The organism is Sinomicrobium endophyticum (genome assembly GCF_052983315.1).
Genome location: NZ_JBRKIS010000025.1, coordinates 501,231 through 518,085, shown reverse-complemented (window position 1 = coordinate 518,085; position 16,855 = coordinate 501,231). Strand labels below are relative to the sequence as shown.

Sequence of the window (16,855 nt, the reverse complement as noted above, 5' to 3'; positions counted from 1 at the left end):
TAACTATTTAATTCGTTTTACTTTATCATCTTCCAGTCTGTATTCCTGAAGACTTTCAGGGCAAACGGCAATGCCATTACTATCAAAATTCAAGCGATGTCCGTATTCACTAACCCATCCGATGTGTATCGCCGGATTTCCCACAACCAGTGCGTAGTCCTTAACTTCCTTGGTTACGACAGCCCCGGCACCTATTAATGCATACTGTCCTATAGTATTGCCACAAACTACGGTTGCATTGGCCCCAATAGATGCTCCCTTACTTACCAATGTTTCTACATATTCATCCCTCCTGACTATGGCGCTTCTGGGGTTTATTATATTAGTAAATACCATAGAAGGTCCTAAAAACACATCATCCTCACATATAACACCGGTATAGATGGATACATTATTCTGCACTTTCACATTTTTTCCGAGAATTACCTGAGGGGAAACAACAACGTTCTGGCCTATATTACATTTTTCACCTATAACACAACCAGTCATAATATGAGAGAAATGCCAGATCTTAGTTCCGGCACCTATTGAGCATCCTTCATCAATAATTGCGGTTTCATGAGCAAAGAATTCCTTCTCTTTCATCTTATTATAGCCTTCCTGTTATTACGTCCTTAGACAAAAAACCTTTAACATCATATACTACTGTTTTGGGATGAACCTTAAGGTCTTCTATTGCTATTTTTCTAAATTCATCATGTCCAACAGCTAAAATTATCCCTTCATACTTATTTTTTATATCATTAATAAGATTTACACCATAATGATTAAAAGCTTCCTTTTTGTCCGCCAAAGGATCATACACATCGACCCTTGCCCCAAAACTCCGCAATTCCTCAATAACATCTATAACCCTGGAATTTCTAACATCCGGACAATTCTCTTTGAATGCAAAACCCAAAATAAGTATCCTTGAATTTTTAACCTTTAATTCATTTTTAACCATTAACTTGATCACACTACTGGCTACATGTATACCCATATTATCATTAATACGCCTGCCAGAAAGTATTACCTGCGGATGATACCCAACACTTTCTGCTTTATGAGTTAAATAATAAGGATCTACTCCGATACAGTGTCCTCCAACTAATCCGGGCCTGAATGGAAGGAAGTTCCATTTGGTCCCCGCTGCCTCCAAAACATCCAAGGTATCTATTCCTAGCTTATCAAATATCAGAGCTAATTCGTTTATTAATGAAATATTCAGATCCCTTTGGGTATTTTCTATAATTTTCGAAGCTTCCGCTACTTTAATACTCGGAGCCTTGTGAGTTCCTACTTCGATTATCGAATTGTAAAGATCATCAACTATATCCGCTATTTCTGGAGTGCTCCCCGAAGTAACTTTAACAATATTGTGCACTCTTCTGTTCTTATCTCCCGGGTTTATCCTTTCCGGCGAATATCCACAATAAAAATCTACATTATAACTTAGCCCGCTTGCTTCCTCTAAAACAGGGACACAGTCTTCTTCCGTACATCCGGGATAAACCGTGGATTCATAAATTACAATATCTCCTTTTTTAAGAAATTTCCCAATTAATCTGCTGGCATTCAACAAAGGAAACAGATCTGGTTGTTTAAACTTGTCAATAGGAGTAGGAACAGTAATTATATAAACATTGGATTCCGAAAGAGCCTCTTGCTGTGAAGAATAACTAATCTCTTTGCTCTCTTGTAATTCATCTTCTGATACTTCACCGGTATTGTCTTTCCCTCTCTTTAACTCCTTAATTCGTTCTTCGTTTATATCAAACCCTAAAACGGAATATCCTTTCTTTGCAAATTCTACCGCCAAAGGCAATCCAACATATCCCAAACCAATAACAGCGATTTTATTTTCCCTTAAAGATTTATATTTTGACATATTAAAAAATTATAAAAATAAACACTCCAAGCAAGATATCCATCTTATCCTTATCTCTTTTCTTCACATCATTATGACGCCATCCTCTTAATTCCGTTGCTTCCAAACCCGGTCTAAATTCATGAAAACATCTTTGTCTCTCCTTCTCCTTTGCGCAAAAGTACGATAATCCTTTAAAGTTCAAAGCGGAAACCCGTACCTTATTCCAAACGCTCTCTTTATCCTCATTTTGCGTACATTTGAATAAACAAAAGTCGCCAAATGCATATTCATCATATCGAAAGCCGGAATTCCATATTGAATCACTTTATTGCACAGGTGCGTGACCGCGCTGTGCAAACGGACCGTATGCGGTTTCGGAAGAACCTGGAACGCATCGGGGAGATCCTGGGTTATGAACTCAGTAAAACGCTTTCCTATGCTCCGAAGTCCGTGACCACTCCCCTGGGCGAAAAGGAAGTCCCGTTGGTGGAGAACGAGATGGTCATATGCTCCATTCTCCGGGCCGGGCTACCTTTTCACAACGGACTGCTCAATTATTTCGACCATGCCGAAAACGCATTTATCTCGGCATACCGGCACCACACCGGGCAAGGAGATGATTTCGATATCCGGGTAGAATACCTGTCCTCCCCCTCCCTGGATGGCAAAACGCTGCTCCTGGCCGATCCGATGCTGGCCACCGGGCAATCGTTTATTTCGGTATATGAGAGCCTGAAAAAGCTGGGAGCGCCGGCGGAAATACACCTTCTTGCCGTTATCGGCGCCAAACCCGGTATTGAACTGGTTGAAAAACATTTCCCTTCCGATACCCATCTCTGGATTGCGGCAATAGACGATACGCTGAACGACAAAGGATACATTATACCCGGCCTGGGCGATGCCGGCGACCTTGCTTATGGAAGCAAATTACAGCACTGAAAAGACTGTTTTGCTAAATAGTGTGAGTTCGATAAATTAATGGCTTTTAATACATGACAAAAATTTAATTCCCATAGATTTTCATTTGGGTCGCCCCCTTCGCTAAAGAGAGAATCGAGGAAAATCAGGCTCCCCTGCCTGCCGGCCAGGCAGGCTTTAGGGCTGGGGTAAAACTGATTTTCCGGGAAACAGGGTTGAAATCATTTTCGCCAAACATTAAATCCCCGATTACAAAACCAAAACAAGCTGAACTTACATCAAATAAACAACAGAACTATCGGCAAAATCAAAAACAACCAGAGCATAAATTCTTTCCACCATTTTTTGGAGATCAATTGCAGGTAATTGGTAATGAGTATGGAAGCAGGAAAAAAGACGAAAACCACCTCATCGCTTTCCCTGTTATTCGAAACTGCCGCTATTCCGGCCGCTGCCAGCAATGTAATGATCACTAAAAGCAGGGAAGACTGTATGGCGGAGGGTTTCGTCTTGTAGTTAGCTATAAATGCCGCCAGGGACAACAGACTGAAAAATGCTATCAAAGCTATGGGCAGTATAAACCCTACTGTCCTGGTCCTGATGCTGTAAAAATTCACGGAAAACGGAAAAACCTCCTTTATCCACTCCATATCCGCAAACCAGATAACATAGGTAAACAACAATAAGGCCACTACAAATATCGCGACAAAAGGTACCAGCCAGTTCCTGTAATCCCCGAGGCGATAAACCAGGATAGATGCAAATACTACCAGGAGAAACAGCAGGGCCCATTCGTAAAACAGGGCGGCCACACAGATCCACAGGGCGGCATCGAATATCTTTTGTTTTATCTGTATCAGCGACCGGATACTGATCATCCTCCGTAAGGCCAGTAACACAAACAGGTTGGCCATTATAATTTCGGAACTCCGGAATATCTGGGGAAACAGGGACAGGAATGCTACAAATAACAGAGGAGCATATGAATTGCCTTCGCAAAGTGTATTTTTACGAATGACGAAATTGGCCAGGAAAACACTGAAAACGACAACCAGAAAAACGGAAAACCGGGAGAGTATAGCCGATCCCGTCCAATCCGTATCGTAAAGATAAAATTGTGTTATCCAGTAGAAAAAACCCGCATAAAGCGCGATCAATAAAAGATTTATGGGTTTTGCCCGGTTAAAAAAACTGGAAATCATCTTGTGTTTTTATATTTTACAACGTAAAAAACGTAAATTTGCTGCGTAAATATAGTATAACTTTTACCTTTTAGCGATGAAATGCCTTTTTAGCAAACGACAAAACTCGCTGCCCCGATAGCTATCGGGATGACTTATGAAAAACAATTGCGAAGTACATCTAGATGAACTCCGCTATGAAATAAACAATACGTAGATTAAAAAAAATAACAGATGAAAGATCTAATGGAAAGCATTCAATACCTGTTTGAAAACATCCTTCTCGTACCCCTTAACTGGTTACGATCATTGGAACTGGAAAACTGGTGGGCAGCAAATACCCTGAACTGGATATTCATGCTTATCTGTATGTCCGCCCTGGTATACTGGATAATGCAACTGAAAAAATACAATGACGGAGGGGAAGAGAACAAAGATGTCTCTGCGCATTCTTTTCTGAACTAAACCATGAACCTGAAGTCCATAGGTTTTTTAATAACGAATGAAATTCGTTCTTTAACAATATGAATAACAACTCTTTGCTGGAAGCTGGGAGTATGAAGAAGGAAGAAAAAACTTCCAGCTTCTGACTTCCGACTTCTGACAAAATTTTTTAGAAGCTAAAGCGAAATGCACTAAAGTGCATAGTTTTAACTATTTCTGAGACCAATAAAGAGGTTTCTCTTTCATTCCAAAGAACGGCATCCGAAGTTAATAGCCCTTTTGTTACTATCGTATCCTCGGGCATATATTTTCTCCGGATGCTGTTTTTATGTGAATTTACAAGTCAAAACCTATATCTTTCCGGTAGTACATTCCGTCAAAGTCCAGTTTTTCCATATTCCGATAGGACTTCCGTAATGCTTCCTTAAAATCTTTTCCGTAAGAAGTAACTGCTATTACACGTCCTCCGCTGGTAATGGTCTTACCTTCTTTGAGAACTGTTCCGGCGTGAAAAACCAGTGATTCTCCTATAGCGTCCTCCCCGGTAATTTCTTTTCCTTTCTGATATGCCTCCGGATACCCCCCGGAAACTGCCATTACGGTAGTCGCAGCCCGCTCATCCACTTCAAGTTTCACCCGGTCTAAGGTACCTGTACTTACCGCTTCAAAGATCGCTACCAGGTCTGTCTTTACCCTGGGGAGCACCACTTCCGTTTCCGGGTCACCCATACGTACGTTGTACTCTATAACATAAGGATTATCTCCTACTTTTATCAACCCGATAAATACAAAACCTTTATAGGGCAGTTTATCTTCCTGCAAACCGGCAATGGTAGGCTTTACAATACGTTCATCGATTTTTTTTACAAAATCGTCATCCGCAAAAGGCACCGGGGACACTGCTCCCATACCGCCTGTATTCAACCCGGTATCTCCCTCTCCAATCCGTTTATAATCCTTCGCCATAGGAAGGGTGAGGTAATTTTTTCCGTCGGTCACGACGAAGCAACTGAGTTCAATTCCACTCAAAAATTCCTCTATAACGACCTTGGCGCTGGCATTCCCGAATTTTTCCTCTACCAGCATGTTTTTAAGTTCTGCTTTGGCTTCGTCCAGGTCATCCAGTATCAACACGCCTTTTCCGGCAGCAAGCCCGTCCGCTTTAAGTACATACGGGGGATTTAGTGTTTCCAGGAAGCCGTACCCGGCTTCCAGCTGATCTTTGGTAAAACTCTGGTATGCCGCAGTGGGAATATCATGCCGTGCCATAAATTGTTTGGCAAACTCCTTACTCCCTTCCAGCAAAGCCGCCTGCTTTTGCGGACCTATTACCGCTACGTTGTTCAGATGGGGATCCCCCAGGAAATAATCGTGGACTCCTTTTACCAAAGGATCTTCGGGCCCTACAACGACCATTTCTATATTTTCACGAAGCACCAGTTCTTTTACCGCCCCGAAATCGGTAGCGGATATATCTACATTGGTTACCGTACTTCCGGAAGCCAGCTTTGTTTTGGCCGTACCGGCATTACCGGGGGCTACAAATAACCGTTTTACCTTATCACTCTGGGCAATTTTCCAGGCAAATGTATGCTCTCTGCCGCCGCTTCCCAATATTAATATGTTCATCTGTTTGTTATTTTATAGTCTATTGTCAGGAGATCGTTTCCCCGTTATCTACCGTATCGTCCGGATTCATGAAAACCAGTTTGTCTTCGCTGTTCTGTGTCATCAGTATCATTCCCTGACTCTCCACTCCCCTAAGTTTTCTCGGGGCGAGGTTTACCAATACGGTTACCTTTTTGCCGATAATGTCCTCCGGCTTAAAACTTCCGGCTATACCGGAAACTATGGTCCGGACATCAAGACCGGTATCTACTTTCAGAATGAGCAGTTTATCGGCCTTCTTCATCTTTTCCGCCTCGATAATGGTCCCGACACGCATATCCAGTTTGGCAAAGTCTTCGTATGTAATGATTTCTTTCTGCGGGGCTACCTCCTTATTTTCCGCTTTATTGTCAAGTTTGGTCTGTTCCAGCCGCTCCAGTTGTTTTTCTATTTCCGCATCTTCTATCTTAGTAAACAACAGTTCGGCCTGGTTCACGCGATGTCCTGCGGGAAGAAGGCCCTCTCCTTCCGCAACGGCATCCCAGGGGGCTTTTTCTTCGGAAACCGGCCGCCCGAGCATTTTTTGGAGTTTTTTCGCGGTAAACGGCAGGAAGGGTTCGCTCAGCACACTAAGCACTCCTGCTACCTGTAAAGCGACATACATTATAGTCCGTACCCTTTCCGTATCTTCTTTTATCAGCTTCCACGGCTCCTCATCCGCCAGGTACTTGTTCCCCAGCCGGGCTACATTCATCAGTTCGCCAAGGGCTTCGCGAAAGCGGTAACGCTCTACGGAAGAAGATATGACCTCCGGGTATTTCTTCAGTTCTGCCAGCGTATCCTCATCTCTTTGGGTAAACGTTGCCGGGGAAGGGATAACACCATCATAATATTTATTGGTAAGCACAATAACCCGGTTTACAAAATTTCCGAAGATGGCTACCAGTTCGTTGTTATTCCTGGCCTGGAAATCCTTCCAGGTAAAATCGTTGTCCTTGGTCTCCGGGGCATTGGCCGTTAAGGTATACCGGAGTACGTCCTGTTTTTCCGGGAAATCTTCCAGGTATTCGTGCAGCCATACCGCCCAGTTCTTGGAAGTAGACAATTTATTCCCTTCCAGGTTCAGGAATTCGTTAGCCGGAACATTCTCCGGTAATATGTAACTTCCTTCCGCTTTGAGCATGGCCGGGAAGATCACACAGTGAAAGACGATGTTGTCTTTCCCGATAAAGTGTACCAGCTTGGTGTCTTTGTCTTTCCAGTAAGGCTCCCAGTCTGTCCCTTCGCGCTCTGCCCACTCTTTGGTAGACGAAATATATCCTATAGGCGCATCAAACCACACATAAAGCACCTTTCCTTCGGCGCCTTCCACCGGAACCGGGATTCCCCAGTCCAGGTCGCGGGTAACGGCACGGGGTTTTAGTCCGTCGTCCAGCCACGATTTTACCTGGCCGTATACATTGGGTTTCCAATCATTCTTATGCCCCTCCAGTATCCATTCCCGCAAAAAAGCATCGTATTGATCTAAAGGGAGGAACCAGTGTTTGGTTTCTCTCAGCACCGGTTTGGTACCGGTTATGGTCGATTTCGGGTTGATCAGGTCTGTGGCATTCAGCGAAGTTCCGCAGTTTTCGCACTGGTCTCCGTAGGCTTCTTCATTTCCGCATTTCGGACAGGTTCCTATAACAAAACGGTCTGCCAGGAATTGCCCGGCTTTTTCATCGTATAACTGCTCGGTAACTTCTTCTATAAATTTCCCGTCATCGTACAGTTTACGGAAAAAACCGGATGCTGTTTTATGATGTATCTCTGCCGAAGTGCGCGAATAGTTATCAAATGAGATACCGAAATCCGCAAAGGATTTTTTGATGATCGCGTGATATTTGTCTATGATCTCCTGTGACGTAACCCCTTCTTTTTTGGCCCGCATGGAAATAGCCACCCCGTGTTCGTCACTTCCGCAGATAAAAGCGACATCCTTTCCCCGTAACCTGAGATAACGGGCATAAATATCGGCAGGGACATACACCCCGGCCAGGTGGCCAATATGTATGGGGCCATTGGTATAAGGTAATGCTGACGTGATCGTATAGCGCTTTGGGTTTTGTGGCATAGTATGTTCCTTTCTTATTTTGTTTACTGTAAAAAGAGACTCATCCGGACAAATCCGTGAAGTCCTGTTCTTTAAGAGTTTGTTTAAACTAATTTCATCCCGATGATTATCGGGAGGCTAAAAAAATGTCCTTTTTGCCCCATATTTGTCTTTTTCTCGCCCCATAGCTATGGCTATGCTCCCGATAATCATCGGGATCAAAAAAGCCTTCATATGGAACAAAAATCATCATTTCCTGCCTGCCGGCAAGGCAGGTTCGCTTCAATCAAACCAGTTTAAACAAGCTCTAAAATCCGGTACACAGCCGGATCAGGGTGCAAAAATAAGCATTAGGATGGATTAGACCTTAAAAATCGGGAAATCGTAGTCCTGTTTCCCCGGTAATTTGTTATTTTGTTCCGTCAGATACTAATCATACCAGGATTACACATGTTAAAATACACACAGCACTTTGTATTCATCCTCTTTTTGACCTTAATCACAGGAACAGGATATGCCCAGGACGCCATGATCTTTCCCCCGAACCTTAAAAAAGGAGATACCGTAGCTATTATAGCCACGGCCCGAAGCTTTCAGGCAGAAGACCTGCAACCTGCCATAGACACCCTGCGTCAATGGGGATTACATGTAGTACTGGGAAAGACCATCGGACCGGAATACCATCAGCTTGCGGGAACAGACAAAGCCCGCGCACAGGATTTACAGAACATGCTGGATAATCCGGCTGTTAAAGCCATCTGGGCGGCAAGAGGAGGTTATGGTACGGTAAGGATCGTGGATATGCTCGATTTTACCAGGTTTCGCCAAAAACCCAAATGGATCGTGGGTTACAGTGACGTTACCGTGCTGCACAGTCATATTCACAATCTCGGTATAGCCACCCTGCATGCCACCATGCCCATCAATGTGAAAAAGAACTCCGAAGAAGCCGTACAAAGCCTTAAAAAGAGCCTTTTCGGTGGAAAACTGCAATACACCGTCCCTTCACGCGTACAGAACCGCGCAGGTGTCGCGGAAGGAGAAGTAGTAGGTGGAAACTTATCTATTCTATACAGCCTGTTAGGCTCTCCCTCGGCTATAAAAACGGAGGGAAAAATACTGTTTATCGAAGACCTGGACGAGTATCTTTACCACATAGACCGGATGATGTTGAACCTGAAACGCAACGGGTACTTTGATAATATCAAAGGCCTGATCGTGGGTGGTATGACCCGAATGCACGACAACAGCATTCCGTGGGGGAAAGATGCCATAGGTATTGTACAGGAAATTGCCGACAAGTATAATTTCCCGGTCTGTTTCGATTTTCCGGCAGGACATATCCGGGACAACAGGGCCCTGATACTGGGTGAAGATGCCAAACTGACCGTTGCCAGGGATTCCGTTACCCTGGAGTTTAAGGACCGTAAAAAATAATACCGGAACAGGAGAATTCTTATTTCACTTTCACTTCAATAGTAAAATCTCCGGACCAGGGCTCCCCGGCCATCATATTTTCCCCTACGGACAAAACATAGGTCCCGGGTTTTTCCAGTTCGTATTCCAGTTCCCGGCCAAACGGACCATCCGCCGATCCGTCCGGAAAGAATATCTGCGTAAAGCGCAGGTTGGCCAGCGTGTCTTTCGATTCCAGTCTAGCAGATAATTGTACCGGGGCATCGGTTTTAAGCACAAAATACTTTTTATCCCGCTCCTCTTTATATATTTCTCCCTTAACAAAGCCATTTTCCAGCGACAATGCCAGCGTATCGCGGGAAATTTCCGTTATCCCCGCTACAGGACTTCCGGTAGGACCTGATTTTTTCTCTCCTGTTTTCTCCCGCTTACCCCCACAGGCGATGAGGAGCAATAACACTATTAAGCCCAGGGCATTTCCTGATTTTTGAAAATACATAGTTGAAATATTTATACATAAAAGTACGGATATAATGACAAAATAGGCAGCACTTCCGGAAGAACCCCCGCATATTATAAGGTTTTTCCTTAATTTTACAGATAGAACTCATCTTGACTTTTGTGATTGAAGCGAACCTGCCTAGCAGGCAGGCAGGAAATAGAGATTTTTGCTTCAGATGCAGGCTTTTTTGCTCCCGATAATTATAGGGAGCATAGCCATAGCTACGGAGCAAGAAAAAGGCGAAATCTGGAGTAAAAAGATCATTTTGTAGCCAATTAGAAAAGTCAAGATGAGTTCATAGGGCGGAAAAACGAAAACTATGGCAGAACATAACAACTTCGGGAAAAAAGGAGAAGAGCTGGCTACACAACACCTGTTGCAAAACGGGTATCACATCCTCGAACGAAATTACACCTTCGGTAAAGCGGAAATTGACATTATAGCACAAAAAAAGGATATCCTGGCCGTTGTAGAGGTAAAATCGAGGAGCTCCATAGACTTCGGAAATCCGCAGGACGCCGTCAATAAGAAGAAAATACAGTTGCTTGTAAAGGCTATAGACCACTACGTTGTTACAAAAAATATAGATACGGAAGTTCGTTTTGATATCATTACCATTATCAAAAAAGGCGAAAAACATACCCTGGAACATCTGCAGGATGCTTTTTACCACTTTTAACCCTCGGAATTATACCCTTTCGGAACCGTAAGCATCGATTTTTAACAACTACACTTCCTTAAAAAACCTACTGTTCCATTTTTTTTATTAATTTATTTAATTTACTATTTGTTTTAAATAAAACAATTTGTTAATTTAGCCTCGTAAACCAAAACCATTCAAGATGAAAACCATTTCTTCCGTAGTTGAGAATTACATTAAAACAAAGCCTTTTCTGCAGAGCGCTTTGGCACAGGGCATTATCAATCTAACCTCTTTATCCAGAATTATAGGGCCGGAGATAGAGGAGCAACTGGGAAAAGAGGTAAGAAGCGGGGCTGTTGTGATGGCGCTCAAACGTTTATCCATGGATATGGAATTCCGGGCCACGCACAAAATACTGAAGGTGCTTAAGAACATCGGCGAGATTACCGTACGTTCGTCACTCACGGATTATACTTTTCTGCTGTCCGATAGCATACTGAACAGCCAGGCCAGCCTACTCAAGGAGGTAAACAAGAACAAAGATGCTTTCTACACATCTTCGAGGGGAGTTAACGAAACCAATATTGTGGTCAGCAATTCGCTTAACTCTATGGTGGAATCTCTGTTCCGTGAGGAAAAAATGACACAGAAAGTAGAAGACCTGGCATCCATTACCGTTAAACTTCCCGAAGAAAACGTGGTTATCCCCGGTATCTATTACTTTATCTTTCAGCGACTGGCATGGGAAGGAATTATTCTGCATGAAGTAATTTCCACCACCAACGAATTTACGATCATCGTAGGCGAAGGACAAATAGACAAGGCATTTAAAGTGATCAAGGACCTGAAGAACTTATAAGTATCACAACCGGTTTTGTTATGCCATTAAGTTCCCTTCCGGACAACCTCCTCCCCTTTTTTACCACCAACCCCATCCTTAAATTATAAAAGGATAACTCACCTGCACGGTTTTTTTCGTTTTTGTTTTGTATTTTGCCTGGCAGATTCCGTCTGTTTCTAAAAATGCAATATCTATGCAATTAGCGCAAGTAAATATCGCCCGCATGAAAGGAGCGATCGATAGCCCCGTAATGTCCGATTTCGTAGCCAACCTGGACCGTATCAATGCCCTCGCCGAAAGCAGTACCGGGTTTGTATGGCGACTTAAGGACGACGGTAATAACGCCACCTCCATGAAAATATATGACGATGATTTTATTATCGTAAATATGTCCGTATGGGCAGATATGGATTCGTTGTTCCGCTATGTTTACCATTCCGACCATGTGGAAATATTCAAACGAAAAAAAGAATGGTTTCACAAAATGCAGGAAATGCACATGGCCCTCTGGTATGTGGAGGACGATATGTTCCCCTCGGTGTCCGATGCCCGTGAACGCCTGGATCACATCCGGCAACACGGGGAAACACCCTATGCCTTTACCTTTAAAAAGAAGTATTCCCCGACGGATCTTAAAGAATATATTCAAAAATCCGTTTAATAACCCGGGGCTTCGGTACATCCCGGCGGAGCCGGGACACCCAGCCACCTCGCTTTGTGCTCAAACTGACTAAGCCTGCAACTAACCTGTAACTTGTAACCTGAAACAATCCCCCCCTTCCACCAGGCTTTTTCAGATATTGCCTGTTTCGTTCAATAACTGTATTTTTGCGCATCATTCATCGTTTTAATCCGCTAAAAAGCATTCCGTAAAAACGGTAATATCCGCATATGAAATACGATCACAACGCAATCGAAGCCAAATGGCAACTGTATTGGAAAGAAAATAAAACTTTCGAAGCGAAAAATCCCGGATCCGAAGGAGCAGACAAACCCAAATATTATGTGCTGGACATGTTTCCTTATCCGTCCGGCGCGGGACTGCACGTAGGACACCCACTCGGATATATTGCTTCGGACATTTACGCGCGATATAAACGCCACCGCGGATTTAATGTCTTACATCCTATGGGATACGATTCTTTCGGACTTCCGGCGGAACAGTACGCTATTCAAACCGGGCAACATCCGGCAATTACCACAGAAACAAACATTAAACGATACCGGGAGCAACTGGATAAAATCGGGTTTTCTTTTGACTGGAGCCGTGAAGTACGTACCTCCAACCCGGATTACTACCGGTGGACACAGTGGATATTCATCCAGCTTTTCAATTCCTGGTACAACAACGATACCGGCAAGGCAGAAGACATCGAAACACTGGTCCGGAAATTCGAAAACAACGGGAATGCCGATGTCAATGCCGTTTGTGACAGTGATACGGAAACCTTTACCGCCGGGCAATGGCAGGCATTTACAGGCGAAGAAAAGCAAAAACTACTATTAAAATACAGGCTGACTTACCTTGCAGAAACCGAAGTGAACTGGTGCCCTGCCCTGGGAACCGTGCTGGCGAACGACGAGATCGTGAACGGCGTTTCCGAAAGAGGCGGCCACCCGGTTATCCGGAAAAAAATGACCCAGTGGAGCATGCGTATCACCGCATATGCCCAACGCCTGCTGGAAGGACTGGACCGTATAGACTGGCCGCAGCCGCTCAAAGATGCACAGACCAACTGGATAGGCCGTTCCGAAGGAGCCGAAGTAATATTCAAAGTAAAGGGTTCCGATCATGAGATCCCGGTATTTACCACCAGGCCGGATACCATTTTCGGGGTAAGTTTTATGACCCTCGCCCCGGAACACGACCTGGTACCCGTAATTACCACTCCCGGACAGAAAGAGGCCGTAGAAGCATACATAGAAGCGACTGCCAAACGAAGCGAACGCGACCGTATGTCGGACGTAAAAACCATTTCCGGGGTTTTTACCGGCGCTTATGCGGAACATCCGTTCACCAAAGAACCCGTTCCCGTATGGATAGGCGACTATGTTCTTGCAGGTTACGGTACCGGCGCTGTAATGGCCGTTCCCTGTGGAGACCAGCGCGACTACGATTTTGCAAAGCATTTCGATATTCCTATACCCAACATATTCGAAAATGCGGATATTTCCGAAGCCGCATACAGTGAAAAGAACGGTACGGTTATCGCCAACTCCGGTTTTCTCAGTGGGTTACCCTATGAAGAAGCTACCAGGAAGGCCATAGCCGAACTTGAGGCCATCGGTGCCGGTAAAGGCAGGATCAACTATCGTCTGCGCGATGCCGTATTCAGCCGTCAGCGCTATTGGGGCGAGCCGTTCCCGGTATATTATGTAGACGGATTACCGCAAATGATCGCTGCCGAACATCTGCCCGTACGACTGCCCGAAGTAGAAAAATACCTCCCCACCGAAACCGGCGAACCCCCGTTAGGAAATGCCAGAACATGGGCCTGGGATACCGAAAAGAACGAAGTGGTCAGTAACGACCTCATCGACCACAATACCATTTTCCCCCTGGAACTGAATACCATGCCGGGCTGGGCGGGAAGTTCCTGGTATTTTAACCGTTACATGGACGCCCGTAATGAAGATGTATTCGCATCCCGGGAAGCGCTGGATTACTGGAAGGATGTTGACCTCTATATAGGTGGAAGCGAACATGCCACCGGCCACCTGCTGTACTCCAGGTTCTGGCAGAAATTCCAGTTTGACAAAGGACTGCTTCCGGTGGACGAATTCGCTAAAAAACTGATTAACCAGGGCATGATCCTGGGAATGAGCGCTTTTGTTTACCGTGTAGATATTACAGCTGATATTAAAGGTTTAAATTGGGATAAAAAAGAGTCGATATACAATGGATTATTCAAAAATAGAGTTTTCATTTCGTACAACAGGATTAAACCATTCTTAAAAGAAATAGAAAATTCGTCTAAAATTTATATAGATAAGATAGATCAACCGTTACAAGAAGATATCTTAAAGGCATTAACTCCTAATCTTAAAGAGGATTTTAAAGCTGAATTGAAAAAATCTAAGATAGCAGCACTTAGATTGTTTATTAGTCGTCCTTCTTCTATTCAACCTATCCACGCTTACGTTGCGTTAATCAATGCTTCAGACGAATTGGACATAGACGCTTTCAGGAAATGGCGCCCTGACTTCAAAGATGTGAAATTCATACTGGAGGACGGTAAGTATATCGTAGGCCGTGAAGTGGAAAAAATGTCCAAATCCAAATACAATGTCGTTAACCCGGATGATATCTGCGAACAATACGGGGCAGATACTCTGCGGATGTACGAAATGTTCCTCGGTCCGCTCGACCAGGCCAAACCCTGGAACACCGCGGGCATCACCGGCGTCCACGGCTTCCTGAAAAAATTATGGAAACTGTATCATTCCGGGCCTGACAACACCTTTTACGTATCGGAAGAACCCGCCTCCAAAGAAAATCTCAAAACCCTCCACAAAACCATCAAAAAGGTAATAGAGGATATAGAGAATTTCTCCTTCAATACTTCGGTCTCCTCATTTATGATCGCTGTGAACGAATTGACGGCACAGAAATGTAATTCCGGGGAAATACTCGAACCTCTTGCCATCATTATCTCTCCTTATGCCCCACACATCGCAGAGGAATTATGGCAAAAACTGGGACATGAAGAGTCGGTCGCTTTTGCTCCTTTTCCGGAATTCGAAGAAAAATACCTGGTGGAAAGCAGCAAGGAATACCCGGTTTCTTTCAACGGTAAAATGCGCTTTAAACTGGAACTTCCTCTGGATATGGGCAAGGAAGACATGGAAAAAGCTGTAATGGCGCATGAAAAGACACAGGAACAGCTTCAGGGAAGGACCCCGAAAAAGATCATTATCGTACCCGGAAAGATCATTAATATTGTGGGATAACAACGTTTTTCCGGCCATATTTCCTTCTGATTAGCGTCGGATATAATTAAATATTTTCAACATACAGGGAGTTTTTTTTCGTACTAACGAAACAACTCCCTTTCTTTTTGCATAAATCTTTGTACGATTATTCTTCTAAATGGTTAATTTTAAGTACAAAACACACACATTATGAAAATAGGGGTACCAAAAGAGATCAAGAACAACGAAAACAGGGTCGGTATAACGCCCGCCGGGGTTTTCGAACTGGTAAAGAACCACCACACGGTTTACATTCAAGCCACTGCCGGAGAAGGAAGTGGCTTTTTTGATGCCGATTATGAAGCCGCAGGCGCTGTAATACTTTCCACTATCAAGGAAGTGTATGCCAAAAGTGACATGATCGTCAAAGTGAAAGAACCTATTGAAAAAGAGTATCCGCTGGTACGGGAAGGCCAGGTGATATTCACTTATTTTCACTTTGCTTCCAGCGAAGCCCTGACCCGGGCGATGCTGAAAAGCAATGCCGTTTGTATTGCCTATGAAACCGTAGAGGAAAGCGACGGCAGCCTGCCGTTACTTATCCCCATGTCTGAAGTGGCGGGACGTATGGCTATTCAACAGGGTGCAAAATACCTGGAAAAGCCCATTAAGGGACGGGGAGTACTCCTTGGCGGAGTTCCCGGCGTACCTCCGGGGAAAGTCCTCATTCTCGGGGCAGGGACCGTAGGCATACAGGCCGCTAAAATGGCTGCCGGACTCGGGGCGCATGTTACTATCCTGGACATTAATATGAAACGCCTGCGTTACGTAAACGATATTATGCCCAGTCATGTGGTTACCGAATTCTCCGGTGAATACAATATCAGAAAACATATAAAAACCCACGACCTCATCATAGGCGGAGTTCTCATTCCCGGTGCCAAAGCGCCTAGTCTTATTACACGTGACATGCTGAGTGAAATGCGCCCGGGCACCGTTATCGTCGATGTAGCCGTAGACCAGGGAGGATGCATTGAAACGACCAGGCCTACTACCCATGAAGACCCTACCTACATCATAGATGATGTCGTACATTATTGCGTAGCCAATATGCCCGGAGCGGTTCCTTATACCTCTACTGTGGGCCTTACCAATGTTACGTTGCCTTATGTGCTGCAACTGGCCAACAAAGGCTGGGAAAAGGCCTGTAAAGAGTATCCGGCCCTGGAAAGAGGAGTAAATATCGCAAACGGGGAACTCCTATATGAAGGCATAGCCGAAGCTTTCGGATGGGAAGCCGTGGTCTAATGAGGTGGCCTGACAAAAATTCACTACATCCGGCAGTAAATACTAAAATATTCTTAATAACATACCCGGTCCGTTCTTTTTGGCCGGGTTTTTGTCTTTTATTCCGAAAAGGGTTTTCCGCAGTAAGGGAAACAGAAA

General features: G+C 44.3%; 14 protein-coding genes. 8 read left to right on the top strand and 6 right to left on the bottom strand.

The window, feature by feature from the left end; all coding sequences use genetic code 11:
* Positions 1 to 3: 3 nt before the first annotated feature.
* Both ACVBDU_RS10710 and ACVBDU_RS10705 read right to left on the bottom strand, forming a co-directional pair.
* On the bottom strand, positions 4 to 585 hold the full coding sequence (locus ACVBDU_RS10710) for an acyltransferase (protein WP_447179741.1): 582 nt from the start codon (positions 583 to 585) through the stop codon (positions 4 to 6).
* Between the two features lie 4 nt (positions 586 to 589).
* Positions 590 to 1,870, bottom strand: coding sequence for a nucleotide sugar dehydrogenase (locus ACVBDU_RS10705; RefSeq protein WP_447179740.1), 1,281 nt, complete (start codon positions 1,868 to 1,870; stop codon positions 590 to 592).
* Positions 1,871 to 2,131: 261 nt separating this feature from the next.
* Here ACVBDU_RS10705 and upp point away from each other — a divergent pair, with 261 nt between their 5' ends.
* Positions 2,132 to 2,791, top strand: coding sequence for a uracil phosphoribosyltransferase (upp, locus tag ACVBDU_RS10700; RefSeq protein WP_447179739.1), 660 nt, complete (start codon positions 2,132 to 2,134; stop codon positions 2,789 to 2,791).
* A 257-nt stretch (positions 2,792 to 3,048) separates the two neighbouring features.
* Here upp and ACVBDU_RS10695 read toward each other — a convergent pair whose 3' ends face one another.
* Positions 3,049 to 3,972 carry a DUF6427 family protein gene (locus ACVBDU_RS10695; RefSeq protein ID WP_447179738.1) on the bottom strand — a complete coding sequence of 308 codons (924 nt, stop codon included), beginning with the start codon at positions 3,970 to 3,972 and terminating at the stop codon, positions 3,049 to 3,051.
* A gap of 213 nt (positions 3,973 to 4,185) precedes the next feature.
* Between ACVBDU_RS10695 and ACVBDU_RS10690 the strand changes: the two genes are divergently transcribed.
* On the top strand, positions 4,186 to 4,416 hold the full coding sequence (locus tag ACVBDU_RS10690; RefSeq protein ID WP_447179737.1) for a DUF6341 family protein: 231 nt from the start codon (positions 4,186 to 4,188) through the stop codon (positions 4,414 to 4,416).
* A 315-nt stretch (positions 4,417 to 4,731) separates the two neighbouring features.
* On the opposite strand, the gene purD is transcribed toward ACVBDU_RS10690, so the two are convergent.
* Together purD and metG are read right to left on the bottom strand one after the other, a co-directional pair.
* Positions 4,732 to 6,024, bottom strand: a complete 1,293-nt coding sequence (gene purD, locus ACVBDU_RS10685; protein ID WP_447179736.1) for a phosphoribosylamine--glycine ligase — start codon at positions 6,022 to 6,024, stop codon at positions 4,732 to 4,734.
* Between the two features lie 25 nt (positions 6,025 to 6,049).
* Positions 6,050 to 8,116 (bottom strand): methionine--tRNA ligase, encoded by a 2,067-nt coding sequence (gene metG, locus ACVBDU_RS10680; RefSeq protein WP_447179735.1) that lies wholly within the window; start codon positions 8,114 to 8,116, stop codon positions 6,050 to 6,052.
* Between the two features lie 429 nt (positions 8,117 to 8,545).
* Between metG and ACVBDU_RS10675 the strand changes: the two genes are divergently transcribed.
* The gene (locus ACVBDU_RS10675) at positions 8,546 to 9,532 is read left to right on the top strand and encodes a S66 peptidase family protein (RefSeq protein WP_447179734.1); all 987 of its coding nucleotides are present in this window, start codon (positions 8,546 to 8,548) and stop codon (positions 9,530 to 9,532) included.
* Positions 9,533 to 9,551: 19 nt separating this feature from the next.
* On the opposite strand, the gene ACVBDU_RS10670 is transcribed toward ACVBDU_RS10675, so the two are convergent.
* A complete protein-coding gene (locus tag ACVBDU_RS10670) occupies positions 9,552 to 10,010 on the bottom strand; it encodes a hypothetical protein (protein WP_447179733.1) in 459 nt (152 codons plus the stop codon).
* Between the two features lie 322 nt (positions 10,011 to 10,332).
* Here ACVBDU_RS10670 and ACVBDU_RS10665 point away from each other — a divergent pair, with 322 nt between their 5' ends.
* The 5 genes from ACVBDU_RS10665 to ald all read left to right on the top strand — a co-directional run bounded on the left by ACVBDU_RS10665 (position 10,333) and on the right by ald (position 16,717).
* Positions 10,333 to 10,692 (top strand): YraN family protein, encoded by a 360-nt coding sequence (locus ACVBDU_RS10665; RefSeq protein ID WP_447179732.1) that lies wholly within the window; start codon positions 10,333 to 10,335, stop codon positions 10,690 to 10,692.
* Between the two features lie 163 nt (positions 10,693 to 10,855).
* On the top strand, positions 10,856 to 11,515 hold the full coding sequence (locus tag ACVBDU_RS10660) for an aspartate kinase (protein WP_447179731.1): 660 nt from the start codon (positions 10,856 to 10,858) through the stop codon (positions 11,513 to 11,515).
* Between the two features lie 175 nt (positions 11,516 to 11,690).
* The gene (locus ACVBDU_RS10655) at positions 11,691 to 12,158 is read left to right on the top strand and encodes a DUF3291 domain-containing protein (RefSeq protein ID WP_447179730.1); all 468 of its coding nucleotides are present in this window, start codon (positions 11,691 to 11,693) and stop codon (positions 12,156 to 12,158) included.
* A 230-nt stretch (positions 12,159 to 12,388) separates the two neighbouring features.
* A complete protein-coding gene (locus tag ACVBDU_RS10650) occupies positions 12,389 to 15,448 on the top strand; it encodes a leucine--tRNA ligase (protein ID WP_447179729.1) in 3,060 nt (1,019 codons plus the stop codon).
* 171 nt (positions 15,449 to 15,619) lie between these two features.
* The gene (ald, locus tag ACVBDU_RS10645) at positions 15,620 to 16,717 is read left to right on the top strand and encodes an alanine dehydrogenase (protein ID WP_447179728.1); all 1,098 of its coding nucleotides are present in this window, start codon (positions 15,620 to 15,622) and stop codon (positions 16,715 to 16,717) included.
* Positions 16,718 to 16,855 lie beyond the last annotated feature (138 nt).

Excerpts from the sequence above, each read along its gene's own strand:
- ACVBDU_RS10710 (WP_447179741.1), bottom strand. The coding sequence starts at position 585 with ATGAAAGAGAAGGAATTCTTTGCTCATGAAACCGCAATTATTGATGAA.
- ACVBDU_RS10705 (WP_447179740.1), bottom strand. The coding sequence starts at position 1,870 with ATGTCAAAATATAAATCTTTAAGGGAAAATAAAATCGCTGTTATTGGT.
- upp (WP_447179739.1), top strand. The coding sequence starts at position 2,132 with ATGCATATTCATCATATCGAAAGCCGGAATTCCATATTGAATCACTTT.
- ACVBDU_RS10695 (WP_447179738.1), bottom strand. The coding sequence starts at position 3,972 with ATGATTTCCAGTTTTTTTAACCGGGCAAAACCCATAAATCTTTTATTG.
- ACVBDU_RS10690 (WP_447179737.1), top strand. The coding sequence starts at position 4,186 with ATGAAAGATCTAATGGAAAGCATTCAATACCTGTTTGAAAACATCCTT.
- purD (WP_447179736.1), bottom strand. The coding sequence starts at position 6,024 with ATGAACATATTAATATTGGGAAGCGGCGGCAGAGAGCATACATTTGCC.
- metG (WP_447179735.1), bottom strand. The coding sequence starts at position 8,116 with ATGCCACAAAACCCAAAGCGCTATACGATCACGTCAGCATTACCTTAT.
- ACVBDU_RS10675 (WP_447179734.1), top strand. The coding sequence starts at position 8,546 with ATGTTAAAATACACACAGCACTTTGTATTCATCCTCTTTTTGACCTTA.
- ACVBDU_RS10670 (WP_447179733.1), bottom strand. The coding sequence starts at position 10,010 with ATGTATTTTCAAAAATCAGGAAATGCCCTGGGCTTAATAGTGTTATTG.
- ACVBDU_RS10665 (WP_447179732.1), top strand. The coding sequence starts at position 10,333 with ATGGCAGAACATAACAACTTCGGGAAAAAAGGAGAAGAGCTGGCTACA.
- ACVBDU_RS10660 (WP_447179731.1), top strand. The coding sequence starts at position 10,856 with ATGAAAACCATTTCTTCCGTAGTTGAGAATTACATTAAAACAAAGCCT.
- ACVBDU_RS10655 (WP_447179730.1), top strand. The coding sequence starts at position 11,691 with ATGCAATTAGCGCAAGTAAATATCGCCCGCATGAAAGGAGCGATCGAT.
- ACVBDU_RS10650 (WP_447179729.1), top strand. The coding sequence starts at position 12,389 with ATGAAATACGATCACAACGCAATCGAAGCCAAATGGCAACTGTATTGG.
- ald (WP_447179728.1), top strand. The coding sequence starts at position 15,620 with ATGAAAATAGGGGTACCAAAAGAGATCAAGAACAACGAAAACAGGGTC.